This window comes from uncultured Microbacterium sp., assembly GCF_900078385.1.
Lineage (GTDB): Bacteria > Actinomycetota > Actinomycetes > Actinomycetales > Microbacteriaceae > Microbacterium.
Map to the genome: position 1 here is coordinate 380,252 of NZ_FLQR01000001.1, position 16,988 is coordinate 397,239.

Sequence of the window (16,988 nt, forward strand, 5' to 3'; positions counted from 1 at the left end):
GAGAACTCATGACATCGCCCCGCAGTACACCGCTCCGCGAGCGCCACGAGGCGCTCGGCGCGTCGTTCACCGACTTCGGCGGCTGGGAGATGCCCGTCCGGTACACCTCCGACCTCGCCGAGCACCACGCCGTCCGCACCGCCGCGGGCCTGTTCGACATCTCGCACATGGCTCTGTTCAGCGTCCGCGGCCCCGAGCGCGATGCCTTCCTCGGCTACGCCCTCGCCGTCGATCCGGCCCCCCTGAAACTGTCGCGGGCGAAGTACACGATGATCCTTGCCCCCGACGGCGGGATCATCGACGATCTGATCGTCACGCGCAACGCCGAAGACCAGTTCCTGATCGTCGCCAACGCGGGGAACAGGGACGCGGTCCGTGATGCGCTCCGTGAGCGCCTGGCCGGGTTCGACGCGGAGCTCGTCGAGCTCGACGACGCGCTCGTCGCCGTGCAGGGTCCGCGCGCCCGCGAGATCCTGCAGCAGACGTCCGGCTTGGTGCACGACGAGTCGCTCGCGATGGGTCACGCGCTCGACACCCTCCCGTACTACGCCGCCATGGGCATGCGATTCCGCGACAGCACCGTTCTCGTCAGCCGCACCGGCTACACCGGCGAGGACGGGTTCGAGATCAGCGTCGACGCCGACCGCGTCGGAGAGCTGTGGGACGCGCTGCTCTCCGCAGGAGAACCGTTCGGCCTCGTCCCGGCGGGCCTCGCGTCGCGGGACACGCTGCGCCTCGAGGCGGGCATGCCGCTCTACGGGCACGAGCTGTCGCGCCACGTGATCCCGTCCCAGGCGGGGCTCGGCCGCGTTGTGCCGCTGTCGACGAAGGCCGCCGACTTCGTGGGTCGGTCTGCTCTCGAGTCGGGTGCGCGCGCAGACGCGCCCGTGCTCGTCGGCCTCGTCTCGGACGGCCGCCGCGCCGGCCGCGCCGGGTACCCCGTCCGCGACGGCGAGGACGTGATCGGCGAGGTCACGAGCGGCGCCCTCAGCCCGACCCTCGGCTACCCGATCGCGATGGCCTACGTCGCGCCGGGCCTCAGCGCGCCGGGAACCGAACTGACCATCGACGTGCGGGGGACCGCCATCCCCGCGACCGTGACCGCCCTTCCCTTCTACCGGAGGACCACATGACCGATCTCACCGCCCTCAAGTACACCGCCGAGCACGAGTGGGTCGCCCTCGACGGCGACGTCGCGACCGTCGGCATCACCGACTACGCCGCCGACAAGCTCGGCGACGTCGTCTACGTCGACCTGCCCGCCGTCGGCACGACCGTCACCGCCGACGCCGTCTGCGGGGAGATCGAGTCGACGAAGTCGGTCGGCGAGCTCTACGCGCCGCTGTCCGGCGAGGTCGTCGAGATCAACGACGCCGCGGTGGATGACCCCTCGCTCGTGAACGCCGAGCCCTACGAGGCGGGCTGGCTCATCAAGGTCAGGGTGGACGCCGCCGCCGTCGAGGCGCTGCTCGACCGCGCCGCCTACGTCGCGCTCACGGGCGGCGATCAGTGACCGTCCCCTTCACCGCGCGGCACATCGGCACCGACGCCGCCGCGCAGCGGCAGATGCTGACGGGTCTCGGCTACGACAGCCTCGACGCGCTCGTGCAGCGCGCCGTGCCGGCATCCATCCACGTCGACCCGCGCGCGGACAGTGTCATCCCGCCCGCCGCGAGCGAAGCGGAGGCCCTCGCCGAGCTCCGCGGCATGGCGGACCTCAACCGGTCCGCCCGCAGCCTCATCGGGCTCGGCTACTACGACACGATCACGCCGTCCGTCATCGCGCGGAACGTGCTGGAGAACCCGTCCTGGTACACGGCGTACACGCCCTACCAGCCGGAGATCTCGCAGGGGCGCCTGGAGGCGCTCATCAACTTCCAGACGATGGTGACCGACCTGACGGGCCTCGCGACGGCGGGCGCGTCGATGCTCGACGAGTCCACGGCCGTCGTCGAGGGGATGCTGCTCGCCCGCCGCGCCTCGAAGTCCCGCTCCGACGTGTTCCTCGTCGACGCCGATGCCCTCCCGCAGACGAAGGCGCTCCTCGCGCACCGCGCGGCAGCCCTCGGCATCCAGCTCCACGAGACCGCGTACGACGTGTCCCCGCCGCCGGAGGACATCGACGTCTTCGGCGCGTTCGTGCAGTACCCCGGCGCCACCGGCCGCGTGTGGGACCCCTCCGAGGTCATCGCCGCCGTGCAGGCGCAGGGCGGTCTCATCGTCGTCGCTGCGGACCTCCTCGCCCTGACGCTGGTGCGCTCGCCCGGATCCCTCGGCGCCGACATCGCCGTCGGGACGACGCAGCGCTTCGGCGTGCCGATGGGCTTCGGCGGCCCGCACGCCGGGTACCTCGCCGTCCGCGCAGGTCTCGAGCGGCAGCTCCCCGGGCGCCTCGTCGGGGTTTCGCAGGATGCCGCGGGCCATCCCGCGTACCGCCTCTCGCTGCAGACGCGCGAGCAGCACATCCGCCGCGAGAAGGCCACGAGCAACATCTGCACGGCCCAGGTGCTCCTGGCCGTCATGGCGTCGATGTACGCCGTCTACCACGGGCCGGACGGGCTCCGCGCGATCGCGCAGGACGTCGCCGGCAAGGCCCGGCTGCTGCGCGACTGGATCGTCGACGCCGGCCACGACGTGCTGCACGACACCTTCTTCGACACCATCGTCGTCCAGGCGCCGGGTCGCGCCGGCGAGTTCGTCGACCGCGCCCGCGCCCGCGGCTTCCAGCTCTGGTTCCGCGACAGCGACACCGTCGGCATCTCCGTCGACGAGACGACGACGATCGACGAGCTGCACGCCCTCGCGCAGGCGTTCGACGGCCCCGAGACGCGCGCCTTCGCCGTCGTCGCCGGCGCCGCCGTGCCGGAGAACCTCCGCCGCGAGGACGAGTACCTGACGCACGCCGTCTTCAACACGCACCGCTCCGAGACGGCGATGATGCGCTACCTCAAGCAGCTCGCCGACCGCGACTACGCGCTGGATCGCGGCATGATCCCGCTGGGCTCGTGCACCATGAAGCTCAACGCCGCCACCGAGATGGCCGCGGTGTCCTGGCCCGAGTTCGCCCGCGTGCACCCGTTCGCCCCCGCCGACGACGTCGCCGGGTACCTCGTGATGATCGAGCAGCTCGAATCGTGGCTCGCCGAGGTCACCGGGTACGACGCGGTCTCGCTGCAGCCCAACGCCGGCTCGCAGGGCGAGCTCGCCGGCCTTCTCGCGATCCGCGGCTTCCATCACGCGGGCGGCGACCTGCACCGCGACGTCTGCCTCATCCCGTCGTCCGCGCACGGCACGAACGCGGCATCCGCCGTGCTCGCCGGGATGACGGTCGTCGTCGTCGCGTGCGACGAGGCCGGCAACGTCGACCTCGGCGACCTCCGCGCGAAGATCGCGGCGCACGCCGACCGCCTCGCCGCGCTCATGATCACCTACCCCTCGACGCACGGCGTCTACGAGCACGACGTCCTGGAGATCACCGGCGCCGTGCACGACGCCGGCGGACAGGTGTACGTCGACGGCGCCAACCTGAACGCCCTCCTCGGCTTCGCCCGGTTCGGCGACCTCGGCGGCGACGTGTCGCACCTGAACCTGCACAAGACGTTCGCCATCCCGCACGGCGGGGGCGGCCCCGGCGTCGGCCCCGTCGCAGCAAAGGCGCACCTCGCGCCGTACCTGCCGAGCCACCCGCTCGCGCAGCGCGCCGAGCACGCCGGCGGTTTCGTCTTCGACGGCGGCCCGATCTCGGCGGCGCCGTACGGGTCGGCGTCCATCCTCCCGATCTCGTGGGCGTACGTGCGCATGATGGGGGCCGACGGTCTCCGGGAGGCGACCGGCGCCGCCGTGCTCGCCGCCAACCACATCGCGCATCGCCTGCAGGCGCACTACCCCGTGCTGTACGCGGGAGAGGGCGGGCTCGTCGCGCACGAGTGCATCCTCGACCTGCGGCCGCTCAAGGAGCAGACCGGCATCACGGTCGACGACGTCGCCAAGCGACTCATCGACTACGGCTTCCACGCGCCGACGATGTCCTTCCCGGTCGCCGGGACGCTCATGGTCGAGCCCACCGAGTCCGAGGACCTCGGCGAGATCGAGCGTTTCATCGAGGCGATGATCGCGATCCGCGCCGAAGCGGATGCCGTCGCGGCGGGCGAGTGGCCGGCAGGCGACAACCCGCTCGTCAACGCACCGCACACGGCCGAGTCCGTCGTCGTGGGGGAGTGGGACCACGCGTACAGCCGGGAGCGCGCCGTGTACCCCGTCCGCGCCCAGGTGCGGACGAAGTACTGGCCACCGGTGCGGCGAATCGACAATGCGTACGGCGACCGCAACCTCGTGTGCGCGTGCCCCCCGCCGGAGGCGTTCGCGTAGCAGGGCGGATGCGCGGGTTTGACGTCGCGCGGGATCTTGTGTGCAATACATCGCATGCCCATCCCCGCGAAGTCCGGCTCCCTCGGCCGCTCCCTCCTCCGTGACGACGTCTACACGCGCCTGCGCGACGCCATCGTCGACGGCACTTTCGCCCCGGGGGAGAACCTCAAGGACGGCGACCTCGCCGAGTGGCTCGGCGTCAGCCGCACGCCCGTCCGCGAGGCGCTGCTGCGTCTGGCGGAGAGCGGGCTCATCGTGGCGCGTCCCGGACGCTCGACGGCTGTCGCGGAGCTCGAGGAGGAGGCCGTGCGCGACGCCCGCGACGTCGTCGCGGCGATGCACGGGCTCGCCGCCCGGACCGCCGTGGCCACCCTTACGGAGGGGGACATCGACCGGATGCGGGACGCGAACGCGCGGTTCGGCGCCGCGCTGGCCGCCCAGGACGCGCCGGCGGCCGTCGCCGCCGACGACGAGTTCCACGACGTGCTCGTCGCGGCCTCCCGCAACGACGCCCTCATCGCCGTCCTCGACCGGTACAGCCCCGTGCTCCGGCGCGCGGAGGCGCTGCGCTTCCTGTCCCTGGACCGCTTCACCTCGCTCGAGCGGCACGAGCAGCTCATCGCGGTCTGCGCGCGCCGCGACGCCGAGGCCGCGTCCGCCCTCGTCTTCGAGACGTGGCACAGCCTCCCGGTGCCGGGCGCCGCGTCAGGAGGATGACGGCGTCGGCGTCGGCGTGGGGCCGGTCGGGGGTGCGAACACGCCGGGCAGGAGCGCGGCGGCGAGCGGATAGCCCACGAAGGCGATGACGTCGATGATCACGTGCGCGATCACGAGCGGCATGACCCGCCCCCAGCGCTGGTAGGCCCAGCCGAACACGACGCCCATCGCGGCGTTGCCGATGATCGAGCCGAAGCCCTGATAGGCGTGATACGCGCCGCGGAGCGCCGCCGTGGAGAGGATGATCGTCCACGTCCCCCAGCCCAGGCGCCGCAGCCGGTCGAACAGGTAGCCGAGGAGGATGACCTCCTCCGTGAGCCCCGCCCGCAGCGCCGCGAGCAGGAGGAGCGGGATCGTCCACCAGGAGGGGTCGAGCGGCGACGCGTCGACCTGCACCGTGATCCCCAGGGCGCGACCCCCCGCGTACAGGGCCAGTCCGGGCACCCCGATGACGAGGACGAACAGGACGCCGGCGCCGAGGTCGCGGCCGAACATGCGGAAATCCAGGCCGATCCGCCGGAACGCCGAGACGCCGGGCTCCCACAGCAGGTAGATCGCGAGCGCGATCGGGGCGAAGGCGAAGAACTGCGAGAGGAACTGGGAGAGCACGTCCCAGAACTCCGCCGCGCCGGCCCCGGGATTGAGCGAGGTCTGCTGGTCGCCCAGGGCGACGTCGCGCGTGAGGGCCTGGACGAGGGCGAGCACCGAGTAGACCGCCGAGCGCCCGATCGAGAGGGCGAGGACGATCCCGATCTCCCACCACAGGCGGACGCGCCCGGGGGGCCGACTTGGCGTTTTCGCGGCTCGTGTGTCGATCACGTTGTCAGAATGTCACGGGCATGTTGATTTCAGTAAAGGATCTGTAACGGTTTGCCGAGTCGGTTTTGACTGGCCCGTACACGTGCATATGGTTTCGGTATCCGCGCCCGGGCTTATTCATGCTGGGCGCATCACCCTTGCACAGGAGGAAATGTGAAGATCGCACGTCTTGTGGCGGGCGTCGGGGTCGTAGCTGCCGGAGCACTCGTGCTCTCGGGCTGCGGAAACCCGTACCAGTCAGAGGTTCAAGAAGGCACGGAGATCTTCGTCGCCTACAACGAGGGCTTCATGGCCTTCAACTCCAGCAGCAGTGCTGGAAACAACACCGCCAACTCGAACGTGAAGTACATCACTGACTCCGCGTCGTCGTGGTCGTACTACAACAACACCCCGGAGCTCGTGAAGAACGAGAACTTCGGCACGTACGAGAAGACGAGCGACGAGCCGCTCACCGTCGACTACGAGATCACGGCTGACGCCGTCTGGTCCGACGGTGTGCCGATCGACGAGGCCGACATGCTCATGCACTGGGCCGCCATGGGTGGCAACGTGGCCGGTGGCTGGGCGCCCGCGTCCACCTCGGGCTGGAGCCTCATCACGGAGACCCCCGAGGTCGACGAGAAGAAGATCACCCTCGTCTACGACGAGCCGTACGTGGACTGGGAGCTTCTCCAGCCGCTCGGCGTCTCGGCGCACGGCACCTACGCGCTCGCCTACCCGGACGAGTACGCCGACGTCCAGGCTGCGTGGGACACCGCGCAGAGCTCGGACTCCGAGGACGACCTGAAGAAGTACTACGAGGCCGCGAAGACGTTCGCTGAGGACGCCAAGCAGAAGGTCATCGACGCGATCACCGACGGCGACGAAGAGGTCCTCACGGCCCTCGGCACCGCCTGGAACGACGCGTACGTGTACACCGAGATGCCGGAGAGCCCGGCCGCCTTCCTCACCGCCGGCCAGTACAACCTGGTCGACACCAAGGAGGACGAGTACACGACCCTTCAGGCCAACCCGCTGTTCACGTGGGGCGAGTCGCCGAAGTACGAGAAGATCACGATCCGCGCGATCGCCGACTCGACGACGGCTCTCCAGGCACTGCAGTCCGGTGAGCTGGACATCTGGACGGGTCAGCCGACCTCGGACATCCTGCAGCTCGCGAACGACATCGACACCGCGGAGGTCCAGACGGGCATCCAGGCGTCGCACGAGCACGTCGACCTCACGTTCAACAACGGCGGCCCGTTCGACCCGGCCACCTACGGTGGCGACGAGGCCAAGGCGCTCAAGGTCCGCCAGGCGTTCCTGAAGGTGATCCCCCGCCAGGAGATCGTCGACAAGATCATCAAGCCGCTGAACCCCGACGCCACGGTCCGCAACACGCACCTCGTGTCGCAGGCCGACGGTGAGCGCTACGACGTCCTCAGCGAGGCCAACGGCTCCGCTGACTACGCCGAGGTCGACATCGAGGGCGCCAAGGCGCTCCTCGCCGAGGCCGGCGTGTCCGGCACCGTCGAGGTCGGCTTCTGGTACCCCGAGGGCAACGTCCGTCGTGGCCAGGAGTTCGAGCTCATCGCGGCTTCGGCTGCGAAGGTCGGCTTCAAGCTCGTCGACGAGAGCGAGCCCAACTGGGTCTTCACCGACCCGTCGCAGGAGCCCATCAACCCGCACGACGCGACGATCTTCGCCTGGTCGCAGACGTCGCTCGCCGTGGGTGGATCGGACCAGATCTACGCCTGCTACGAGGACCCGATGGCCAAGGGCGGCAACTACAACGGCTTCTGCAACGACGAGACCACGGAGGCGCTGCGTACGCTCAACGTCACGTCGGACACCGCCGAGCAGACCGAGCTGCTGAAGACCGCCGAGACCGGCATCTGGGCGGACGCCGCCTCGATTCCGATCTTCCAGTTCCCCGGCCTGCTCGTCTCGAGCGACCGTGTGACCGGCGTGAAGATCATGCCGCTGAGCCCGGACTACTTCTGGAACTTCTGGGAGTGGGCACCGGCTGGCGCGGAGTAATCCGCAGTCCGGGCGGGCGGTTCACACCGCCCGCCCGGACCACACAGCAGATCAGGATTGTGGGTGCCGGGGCGACCCCCGCGGCACCCACAGTCATGTCGGCCCACCGATACGCGGGCGCCGACGTAGTAGCTTTGGCTGACCCGCCATTCGGTTCGCGAACGGAACACACCATGCCCTCAGCAACCTCACTGAGAGGTCGCTCATGCTGACCTACATCCTGCGACGACTCGGCGCCACGATCCTGGTGCTCCTCGTCGCGTCCTTCATCGTCTACACCCTCACCTCCATCGGCACCGACCCGCTCGCCGACCTCAAGCAGAGCAATGCGTCCAACCGCCAGGAGCTGATCGACAACCGCATCGAGAAGCTCAGCCTCGACGTTCCGCCGGTCCTGCGCTACTTCACCTGGCTGGGCGGCGCCTCGCGCTGCCTCATCCTCCAGTGCGACCTCGGCATCGCGTTCTCCCGCAGCGACCAGCCGGTCATCAACGCCGTCTCCACGGCGGCGAGCTCGACCATCCAGCTCGTGACCGCGGCGACCATCATCGCGATCATCGCCGGTCTGACGATCGGCATCCTGACGGCACTGCGTCAGTACAGCGGCTTCGACTACACGGTCACCTTCATGACCTTCATCGTGTACTCGCTCCCCATCTTCTGGATCGCAGTGCTCCTCAAGGAGTTCGGCGCCATCCGCTTCAACGCGTTCCTGTCCGATCCACAGATATCCGTCTGGGCGATGCTGCTCGCGGGTCTCGTGGCGGGCATCATCTTCATGAGCGTCCTCGGGGGCAGCTGGCGGACGCGCCTCATCACCTTCGCCTCGGCGTTCGTCGCCGTCGCCGGCCTGATGGCGTTCCTCGGCCTGACCGACTGGTTCGCCAAGCCCACCGTCGGCATCATCGGCGTGATCCTCACGGGCGTCGCCGCAGCCGTCGGCGTCACCGCCATCTCGACGGGCCTCGCGAACCGCCGCGCGCTGTACGCCTCGCTCATCGTCGTCGCGATCTGGGCGGCGCTCTACCAGCCGCTGCAGTACCTGTTCTTCTACGTCCCGCAGGGCTGGATGCTCCTCATCATGTACGTCGTCGCGATCATCGTGGGCGTCGTGGTGGGCCTTCTCATGGGCGGCGACGGGAAGAAGGAGGTCGCGCGCACCGCGGCCATCGTGAGCTTCATCACCTTCTTCGTCATCGTCATCGACCGCGTCCTGCTCGTCTACAGCGACTACCTCGACCGCATCCCGCAGTCCGGCGTCATCGCGACCATCGGATCGCAGACGCCGAACCTCAACGGCGACATGTGGTTCCAGCTCCTCGACGGCTTCGCGCACCTCGTCCTCCCGACGATCGCGCTCTCCCTCGTCTCGATCGCGGCCTACACCCGCTACGCGCGGTCGAGCCTCCTCGAGGTGATGAACCAGGACTACGTCCGGACGGCCCGCGCCAAGGGGCTCACCGAGCGCACCGTCATCGTCCGGCACGCGATGCGCAACGCCCTCATCCCGATCGCCACGATCGTCGCGTTCGACATCGGCGCGCTCATCGGCGGCGCCGTCATCACCGAGACGATCTTCGCCTGGAAGGGCATGGGCGCGCTGTTCGTGACCGGCCTGGAGCGCGGCGACGTGAACCTCGTCATGGGCTTCTTCGTCGTCACCGGCGTCCTGGCCGTCATCTTCAACCTCATCGCGGATCTCTTGTACTCCGCGCTCGACCCACGGATCCGGGTGAGCTGACATGTCCACGACACCACTTCCCTCCGACGCCCCGCAGGACCGCGGCTCCGAGCAGTCGCTCGAGCAGAAGGCGATCGCCGGCCTCAGCCAGGGGCAGCTCGTCCGCCGCCGGTTCTTCCGGCACAAGGGCGCGATGGTCGCCCTCGTCGTCCTCGTCGCCGTCATCCTGCTCGCGTTCACCTCGGTCGGCGTCGTCGTCGGCGGGACCGGCGCGCTCCAGGCCAGCGCCGACGGCACCCTGAGCGTCAACGGCTGGCGGATCCCCGGCTGGTGGCCGCTGGACTGGTTCACCGCCTACCCGGTGGTCAACGGCGGTCAGCCGACACTGACGCTGTTCCCGTTCAACATCGGCGAGCACCCGTTCGGCCAGGACACCCTCGGCAAGGACGTGTTCGCGCAGGTCATGCGCGGCACGCAGCAGTCGATCACCGTCATGTTCCTCGTCGGCATCGTCTCGCTCGTGCTCGGCGTCCTGCTCGGCGCGCTGTCCGGCTTCTTCCGCGGCTGGATCGACGCGCTGATCATGCGCTTCACCGACGTCGTCATCATCATCCCGATCATCGTCCTCGGCTCGATCATCGGCCGCCTCCTCGGCGGCAACAGCGCCGTGGTCTTCGGACTGTTCCTCGGCATCCTGAGCTGGACGGGTCTCGCCCGCCTCGTTCGCGGTGAGTTCCTCTCCCTCCGGGAGCGGGAGTTCGTGGATGCCGCCCGGGTCGCCGGCGCCGGCGACGGGCGGATCATCTTCCGCCACATCCTGCCCAACGCCGTCGGCATCATCATCGTCAACACGACGCTGCTGATGAGCGCCGCGGTGCTGACGGAGGCGGCGCTGAGCTTCATCGGCTTCGGCATCAGCTACCCGGACGTCTCGCTCGGCCAGATCATCTCGGAGTACCGCGAGGCGTTCCGGACGCGGCCGTGGCTGTTCTGGTGGCCGGGCATGTTCATCATCGCGCTGGCCCTCTGCATCAACTTCATCGGCGACGGTCTGCGGGACGCATTCGACCCGCGTCAGCAGTCGAAGATCAGCAGCCGCCGCGCCGCGAAGGCGCTGGCCGCGATCCCGTCGGTGCAGGCCGTGCACGTCGTCGACGGTCCCACGAGCTCCGATGACACCGAGGGCGTCGTCGTCGACGGCGACGACTCGGTCGGCGCCGGGAAGGGCGGTCAGCCGTGAAGCGAGGCCTGGACGAGGCTGTAGCCGGCCGCCGCGAGCAGGGCCAGCGTGACGCCGAGCGTCACGACGTCCCACGTGGTGGCCGTCCCGCCGGGCAGATCGACGCCGCCGCTGCGACGATGCTCCTCGAGGGCGCGACGCACGAGTGCGGCCGCATCGCCGGAGTCGGTGCCCTCGGCATCCGACGGACCGCGCGTGTCGCTGTCGCCCGGCGTGCGGGAGACCTCTTCGCGGCGAGTGCTCAGAGCACGTCGCGCACCGGGTGCGGGAGCAGCCCACGCCCGGATGCGGGAGCCGCCCGCCGTCTCCACGGTCAGCGCGTAGCGCGATTCGACGGCGGCGACGTCGCCCCACGGCACCCGATGGGTCCGGAAGAGATTCCGGATCTCGACGAAGGCCTCCGTCACCTCGACGCTCGGCCGGATGTACAGCAGCCACGCGAGCCACGCGAAGGCGACGATGGGCCAGCCCCACTGCAGCACACCCTCGATGCCGTCGGTGACGGCGAGGGAGACGAGCGCCACGGCGCAGATGACGATCGCGATCGCGGCGAGGATGACACCGCCGCGCGGACGGAAACGAACCGGGTGGGGCATGCGCCCATCCTGACACGGGAGATCTCCTCATGAGCACCAGCGAGCGCGCACACAAGGGCCGCGCACACGGCACCCCGGCAGCCACCGGCGGACCGGTGCTGTCGGTCAAGGACCTCGGCGTCGAGTTCTGGGTCGGCGACCAGTGGGCCGCCGCCGCCAAGCACGTGACCTACGACCTGATGCCGGGCGAAGTGCTCGCCATCGTGGGCGAGTCGGGCTCGGGCAAGTCGACGAGCTCCATGGCGATCATGGGCCTCCTCCCGAAGAACGCCCGCGTCAGCGGCAGCGCGACCTTCGGCGGCCGCGAGCTCGTCAACGCCTCGCCCGAGTCGCTGCGCAAGGTGCGCGGCGAGGGCATCGCGGCCATCTTCCAGGAGCCGATGACGGCGCTGAACCCGGTCTACACGATCGGCTTCCAGATCTCCGAGACCCTGCTCACGCACCGCCCGGGCATGACCCGCAAGGAGGCGAAGGAGCGCTCGATCGAGATGCTGCGCCTCGTCGAGATGCCCGACCCGGCGAAGGCCTACAACTCCTACCCGCACCAGCTGTCCGGCGGCCAGCGCCAGCGCGCCATGATCGCCCAGTCGATCGCGCTCGACCCGCGCGTCCTCATCGCCGACGAGCCGACGACGGCGCTCGACGTCACGGTCCAGGCGGAGATCCTCGACCTGCTGCGCAACCTCCACCAGAAGCTCGACTCCGCCATCATCCTCATCACGCACGACATGGGCGTCGTCGCCGACATGGCCGACGACGTCATGGTCATGAAGGACGGCGACGTCGTCGAGCACGGCCCCGTGGAGCGCATCTTCGGATCCGCCGAGCACCCGTACACCCGTGCGCTCATGGCCTCGGTGCCGCACCTCGGCCTCGGCGAGGCGACCCCCGGCGAAGACCGCATCAGCGACGACGCGACGGCGGCGCTGTTCTTGGACAACGTCTCGATCGAGTACCCCAAGCGCGGCCGCGTCGCCGCCTTCCGCGCCGTCGAGGGCGCGTCGCTGAAGATCCAGCCCGGCGAGGTGCTCGGCCTCGTCGGCGAATCCGGCTCGGGCAAGACCACGATCGCCCGCGCGATCGTGGGTCTCGTCCCGATCGCGGAGGGCACGCTCCGCGTCGCCGGCCAGGAGATGGTGGGGGTGGATGCCAAGCAGCTGCGCGCCGTGCGGCGCAAGCTCGGCATCGTCTTCCAGGACCCGGGCTCGTCGCTGAACCCCCGCTGGCCCGTCGGCATCTCGATCGGGGAGCCGCTCGAGCTCGCCGGTCACGACCACAAGGAGATCAGCCGCCGCGTCGAGGAGCTCCTCGACCTCGTCGAGCTTCCGCGCGACTTCCGCAACCGCTACCCGCACGAGCTGTCCGGCGGTCAGCGTCAGCGCATCGGCATCGCCCGCGCGCTGGCCCTGGACCCGACGGTGCTCGTGGCCGACGAGCCGACGAGCGCCCTGGACGTGTCGGTGCAGGCGCGCGTGCTCGAGCTGCTGCAGAACATCCAGAAGGAGAAGCAGTTCGCGACGCTGTTCGTGACCCACGACCTCGCGGTCGTCGATCTGCTGGCCGACCGGATCGCCGTCATGCAGCACGGCAAGATCGTCGAGCAGGGCACGAAGGAGCAGATCCTCCGCAACCCGAAGGACCCGTACACGCAGCGTCTCATCGCCGCCGTGCCGGTGCCCGACCCCGCCGAGCAGCGCGTGCGCCGCGAAGCACGGGCGGCCCTGCTCGCCGCACAGAAGTAGCGCTGACGGCGGTTTCAGCATCGCCGAGTAGAATGGACCGTCGGCATCCCGGCGCACCCCCATTCTGCTTAGGAACATCTTCATGGCGCATGCCCTCCGTCCGGACCTCCGCAACGTCGCAATCGTGGCGCACGTCGACCACGGCAAGACGACCCTGGTGGACGCCATGCTGCGCCAGACCGGCTCCTTCGGCTCGCACGAGCACATGGAGGAGCGCGCGATGGACTCGAACGACCTCGAGCGCGAAAAGGGCATCACGATCCTCGCCAAGAACACGGCGATCACCTACTCCGGCGTCCACGCGACCGACGGCCCCGTCACGATCAACGTGATCGACACGCCCGGCCACGCCGACTTCGGCGGCGAGGTCGAGCGCGGCCTGTCGATGGTCGACGGCGTCGTCCTGCTCGTCGACGCGAGCGAGGGTCCGCTGCCGCAGACGCGTTTCGTGCTCCGCAAGGCGCTCGAGGCCAAGCTCCCCGTCATCCTGCTGGTCAACAAGACCGACCGCCCCGACGCCCGCATCGCGGAGGTCGAGGAGGAGGCGCACGACCTGCTCCTGGGCCTCGCCTCCGACCTCGTCGACGACGTGCCCGACCTCGACGTCGACGCGCTGCTCGACGTCCCCGTGGTCTACGCGTCCGGCCGTGCCGGCGCCGCGTCGGGCAACCGACCGGAGAACGGCACGCTGCCCGACAACGACGACCTCGAGCCGCTCTTCGCGGCCATCCTGCAGCACGTCCCGGCCCCCGCCTACGACGACGAGGCCCCGCTGCAGGCATGGGTCACGAACCTCGACTCCTCGCCGTTCCTCGGTCGCCTCGCGCTGCTGCGCGTCTTCAACGGCACGCTGAAGAAGGGCCAGACCGTGGCCTGGGTGCGCGCGGACGGCACCACGAGCAACGCCCGCATCACCGAGCTGCTGAAGACCCGCGCGCTCGACCGCTACCCGGCCGAGAGCGCCGGCCCCGGCGACATCGTCGCGATCGCCGGCTTCGAGGACATCACGATCGGCGAGACGATCGCCGACCCCGACGACATCCGCCCCCTCCCGGCCATCACGGTCGACGACCCGGCCATCTCCATGACGATCGGGACGAACACGTCGCCGCTCGTCGGCAAGGTGAAGGGCCACAAGCTCACGGCGCGCATGGTCAAGGACCGTCTGGACCGCGAGCTCATCGGAAACGTCTCGCTCAAGGTCGTCGACATCGGGCGTCCGGACGCGTGGGAGGTGCAGGGCCGCGGCGAGCTCGCGCTCGCGATCCTCGTCGAGAACATGCGTCGCGAAGGCTTCGAGCTGACCGTCGGCAAGCCCCAGGTCGTCACGAAGAAGGTCGACGGCAAGACGTACGAGCCGTTCGAGCACCTCACGATCGACGCTCCCGAGGAGTACCTCGGCGCCATCACGCAGCTCCTCGCGGCGCGCAAGGGCCGCATGGAGAACATGACGAACCACGGCACCGGCTGGGTGCGCATGGAGTTCGTCGTCCCCTCCCGCGGACTCATCGGCTTCCGCACCGAGTTCCTGACCACGACCCGCGGCACCGGCATCGCCAACGCGATCTCGCACGGCTACGAGCCGTGGGCCGGTCACATCGTGACGCGTCAGAACGGCTCGATCGTCGCCGACCGCACGGGCGTCGTGACGCCGTTCGCGATCATCGCCCTGCAGGAGCGCATGTCGTTCTTCGTGCAGCCCACGCAGGAGGTCTACGAGGGCATGGTCATCGGCGAGAACTCCCGCGCCGACGACATGGACGTCAACATCACGAAGGAGAAGAAGCTCACCAACATGCGCTCTTCGACCTCGGACTCCTTCGAGTCGATGACGCCCCCGCGCCAGCTGTCCCTCGAGGAGAGCCTCGAGTTCGCCCGCGACGACGAATGCGTCGAGGTGACGCCGGAGATCGTGCGCATCCGCAAGGTGAACCTCGACGCGACCGAGCGCGCCCGCGCGACCGCGCGCCTGAAGCGCCAGGACGCGAACGCCTGATCGGGCATGCCCGACGAACACGACGAGGCACGGCGCGCGTGGCGTGACGGCCTCGGCGTCGCGCTCGCCACGAGCGCGTACGGCGTGTCGTTCGGCGCGCTCGCGGTGGCCTCCGGACTCGATGTCTGGCAGACCGGCGTCCTGAGCCTCCTGATGTTCACGGGCGGCTCGCAGTTCGCGTTCGTCGGCGTGATCGGCGCGGGCGGCCTCGCGGCCGTGCCCGCGGCGATCGCGTCCGCGGGTCTCCTCGGCGTCCGCAATGTCGCCTACGGACTCCGGATGTCGCCGGTCGTCGGGGAGGGCTTCTGGCGGCGCGCGGCCGCCGCGCAGTTCACGATCGACGAATCCACGGCGGTCTCGCTCGCGCAGGAGTCGCTCCATGCCCGGCGGATCGGGTTCTGGGTCACCGGCATCGGCATCTACCTGGGCTGGAACCTCTCGACGCTCGCCGGCGCGCTGCTGGGCGACGTGCTGGGCGACGTCCGCGCGTACGGATTGGATGCCGCCGCCGCGGCGGCCTTCCTCGCGCTGCTGTGGCCGCGCCTGCGCCGCCGCCAGGCGATCGCCGTCGGGATCGCGGCGGCCGTCGTCGCCACGAGTCTCACGCCGGTCCTCATGCCCGGACTCCCCGTGCTCGTCGCCGCCGTGGTCGCCGCCCTCGTCGGCTGGACGAACTGGCTGGGTGCGGGGGAGCGACCCGCCCCCGAGCCGGACGATGTGCCGGAGCGGGAGGGACTGCCGTGACCCTGTGGAACGCCGTCCTGGTGGCGGCCATCGTCTGCGTCGCGCTGAAGACGCTCGGCTACCTCATCCCGCCGCGCTGGTTCGAGGCGCCGACGCCCTCGCGGATCACCGACCTGCTCACGGTCGCGCTCCTCGCGGCACTCGTGGCCGTGCAGACGCTCGGCGCGGGCCAGGACGTCGTCGTCGATGCCCGCGTCCCCGCGCTGCTGGCTGCCGCCGGCCTCCTTCTGCTGCGCGCGCCGTTCCTCGTCGTCGTGGTCGCCGCCGCGGGGGTCGCGGCGCTCCTGCGGCTGTGGGGATGGGCGGCCTGAGCGCCGCCTAGACTGGCCCGGTGGGAACGGCGGTGGGTTTTTCGGTGGCGCGCGTGGGGACATGGGTCGTCGCCCTCCTCATCGGCGTCGTGTACGGCGTCGCCGGCACGGTCGGACAGGCCGCGCACTGGGGCGTCCTCCCGGTCGGGCTCCTCGTCGCCCTGCTCGGCACCGGCGCGCTCGTCCTCGCGGTGCGCCTGCTGACCTCGGACCGCTGGGCGGCGCTGGCGACGGGCCTCGGCGCGATGCTCGCGACGCTCATCTTCTCCGGACGCGGTCCCGGGGGTTCGGTCGTCGTCCCGGCGCCCGAGGACGGGCAGCTCTCCACCGGCATCATCTGGAGCCTGGCCGTGCCCATCGTCGTCGCGATCGTCGTCGCGTGGCCGTCGACGGCCCGCCCCTCGACCACGAACTAGACTGGTCGACGTGACGTATGTGATCGCCCTCCCGTGCGTGGATGTGAAGGACCGAGCCTGCATCGACGAGTGTCCCGTCGACTGCATCTACGAAGGCGAACGGTCGCTGTACATCCACCCCGACGAGTGCGTCGACTGCGGAGCCTGCGAGCCCGTGTGCCCCGTCGAGGCGATCTACTACGAGGACGACCTGCCGGACGAGTGGCAGGACTACTACACCGCGAACGTCGAGTTCTTCGAGGACATCGGCTCGCCGGGCGGCGCCGCCAAGGTCGGCGTCATCGCGAAGGATCACCCCGTGATCTCCGCACTGCCTCCGCAGAGTCACTGAGCCCCGCC

The 16,988-nt window shown here is 70.0% G+C and carries 15 protein-coding genes; 13 read left to right on the top strand and 2 right to left on the bottom strand.

Features of this window, described 5'->3' with window-relative positions; translation table 11 throughout:
• The first annotated feature begins 8 nt into the window (after positions 1 to 8).
• The 4 genes from gcvT to QZL85_RS01860 are packed head-to-tail and all read left to right on the top strand — an operon-like array spanning position 9 to position 5,085.
• Entirely contained in the window at positions 9 to 1,133 is a 1,125-nt protein-coding gene (gcvT, locus tag QZL85_RS01845) for a glycine cleavage system aminomethyltransferase GcvT (protein ID WP_295572899.1), read from the top strand.
• A complete protein-coding gene (gene gcvH / locus QZL85_RS01850) occupies positions 1,130 to 1,513 on the top strand; it encodes a glycine cleavage system protein GcvH (protein WP_295572901.1) in 384 nt (127 codons plus the stop codon). The genes gcvT and gcvH overlap by 4 nt, the downstream gene beginning before the upstream one ends.
• Positions 1,510 to 4,368 carry an aminomethyl-transferring glycine dehydrogenase gene (gcvP, locus tag QZL85_RS01855; protein ID WP_295572904.1) on the top strand — a complete coding sequence of 953 codons (2,859 nt, stop codon included), beginning with the start codon at positions 1,510 to 1,512 and terminating at the stop codon, positions 4,366 to 4,368. Before gcvH ends, gcvP begins: the two co-directional genes overlap by 4 nt.
• A gap of 54 nt (positions 4,369 to 4,422) precedes the next feature.
• Positions 4,423 to 5,085: a GntR family transcriptional regulator gene (locus tag QZL85_RS01860; RefSeq protein ID WP_295572907.1), complete on the top strand. Its 663-nt coding sequence runs from the start codon at positions 4,423 to 4,425 to the stop codon at positions 5,083 to 5,085.
• On the opposite strand, the gene QZL85_RS01865 is transcribed toward QZL85_RS01860, so the two are convergent.
• Positions 5,074 to 5,904, bottom strand: coding sequence for a CPBP family intramembrane glutamic endopeptidase (locus QZL85_RS01865; protein WP_295572909.1), 831 nt, complete (start codon positions 5,902 to 5,904; stop codon positions 5,074 to 5,076). The two genes, QZL85_RS01860 and QZL85_RS01865, sit on opposite strands and share 12 nt — an antisense overlap.
• Positions 5,905 to 6,057: 153 nt before the next feature.
• Between QZL85_RS01865 and QZL85_RS01870 the strand changes: the two genes are divergently transcribed.
• The 3 genes from QZL85_RS01870 to QZL85_RS01880 all read left to right on the top strand — a co-directional run bounded on the left by QZL85_RS01870 (position 6,058) and on the right by QZL85_RS01880 (position 10,844).
• On the top strand, positions 6,058 to 7,923 hold the full coding sequence (locus QZL85_RS01870; protein WP_295572911.1) for an ABC transporter family substrate-binding protein: 1,866 nt from the start codon (positions 6,058 to 6,060) through the stop codon (positions 7,921 to 7,923).
• Positions 7,924 to 8,128: 205 nt separating this feature from the next.
• Positions 8,129 to 9,664, top strand: a complete 1,536-nt coding sequence (locus QZL85_RS01875; protein WP_295572914.1) for an ABC transporter permease — start codon at positions 8,129 to 8,131, stop codon at positions 9,662 to 9,664.
• 1 nt (position 9,665) lies between these two features.
• Positions 9,666 to 10,844: an ABC transporter permease gene (locus tag QZL85_RS01880; RefSeq protein WP_295572916.1), complete on the top strand. Its 1,179-nt coding sequence runs from the start codon at positions 9,666 to 9,668 to the stop codon at positions 10,842 to 10,844.
• On the opposite strand, the gene QZL85_RS01885 is transcribed toward QZL85_RS01880, so the two are convergent.
• Positions 10,835 to 11,440, bottom strand: coding sequence for a PH domain-containing protein (locus tag QZL85_RS01885; RefSeq protein WP_295572918.1), 606 nt, complete (start codon positions 11,438 to 11,440; stop codon positions 10,835 to 10,837). The genes QZL85_RS01880 and QZL85_RS01885 overlap by 10 nt on opposite strands.
• Positions 11,441 to 11,469: 29 nt before the next feature.
• On the opposite strand from QZL85_RS01885, the gene QZL85_RS01890 reads away from it, so the two are divergent.
• The 6 genes from QZL85_RS01890 to fdxA all read left to right on the top strand — a co-directional run bounded on the left by QZL85_RS01890 (position 11,470) and on the right by fdxA (position 16,980).
• Entirely contained in the window at positions 11,470 to 13,182 is a 1,713-nt protein-coding gene (locus tag QZL85_RS01890) for an ABC transporter ATP-binding protein (RefSeq protein ID WP_295572921.1), read from the top strand.
• 82 nt (positions 13,183 to 13,264) lie between these two features.
• Positions 13,265 to 15,178, top strand: a complete 1,914-nt coding sequence (typA, locus tag QZL85_RS01895) for a translational GTPase TypA (protein WP_295572923.1) — start codon at positions 13,265 to 13,267, stop codon at positions 15,176 to 15,178.
• A gap of 6 nt (positions 15,179 to 15,184) precedes the next feature.
• Positions 15,185 to 15,922: an AzlC family ABC transporter permease gene (locus QZL85_RS01900; protein ID WP_295572926.1), complete on the top strand. Its 738-nt coding sequence runs from the start codon at positions 15,185 to 15,187 to the stop codon at positions 15,920 to 15,922.
• Positions 15,919 to 16,233 (top strand): AzlD domain-containing protein, encoded by a 315-nt coding sequence (locus tag QZL85_RS01905; protein ID WP_295572928.1) that lies wholly within the window; start codon positions 15,919 to 15,921, stop codon positions 16,231 to 16,233. The genes QZL85_RS01900 and QZL85_RS01905 overlap by 4 nt, the downstream gene beginning before the upstream one ends.
• Before the next feature lie 20 nt (positions 16,234 to 16,253).
• Positions 16,254 to 16,649: a DUF6113 family protein gene (locus QZL85_RS01910; RefSeq protein WP_295572931.1), complete on the top strand. Its 396-nt coding sequence runs from the start codon at positions 16,254 to 16,256 to the stop codon at positions 16,647 to 16,649.
• A gap of 10 nt (positions 16,650 to 16,659) precedes the next feature.
• Positions 16,660 to 16,980: a ferredoxin gene (gene fdxA / locus QZL85_RS01915; protein WP_204963914.1), complete on the top strand. Its 321-nt coding sequence runs from the start codon at positions 16,660 to 16,662 to the stop codon at positions 16,978 to 16,980.
• Positions 16,981 to 16,988: the final 8 nt, after the last annotated feature.

Coding starts and splice junctions, on each gene's coding strand:
- gcvT (WP_295572899.1), top strand. CDS start 9: ATGACATCGCCCCGCAGTACACCGCTCCGCGAGCGCCACGAGGCGCTC.
- gcvH (WP_295572901.1), top strand. CDS start 1,130: ATGACCGATCTCACCGCCCTCAAGTACACCGCCGAGCACGAGTGGGTC.
- QZL85_RS01860 (WP_295572907.1), top strand. CDS start 4,423: ATGCCCATCCCCGCGAAGTCCGGCTCCCTCGGCCGCTCCCTCCTCCGT.
- QZL85_RS01875 (WP_295572914.1), top strand. CDS start 8,129: ATGCTGACCTACATCCTGCGACGACTCGGCGCCACGATCCTGGTGCTC.
- QZL85_RS01880 (WP_295572916.1), top strand. CDS start 9,666: ATGTCCACGACACCACTTCCCTCCGACGCCCCGCAGGACCGCGGCTCC.
- QZL85_RS01885 (WP_295572918.1), bottom strand. CDS start 11,440: ATGCCCCACCCGGTTCGTTTCCGTCCGCGCGGCGGTGTCATCCTCGCC.
- QZL85_RS01890 (WP_295572921.1), top strand. CDS start 11,470: ATGAGCACCAGCGAGCGCGCACACAAGGGCCGCGCACACGGCACCCCG.
- typA (WP_295572923.1), top strand. CDS start 13,265: ATGGCGCATGCCCTCCGTCCGGACCTCCGCAACGTCGCAATCGTGGCG.
- QZL85_RS01900 (WP_295572926.1), top strand. CDS start 15,185: ATGCCCGACGAACACGACGAGGCACGGCGCGCGTGGCGTGACGGCCTC.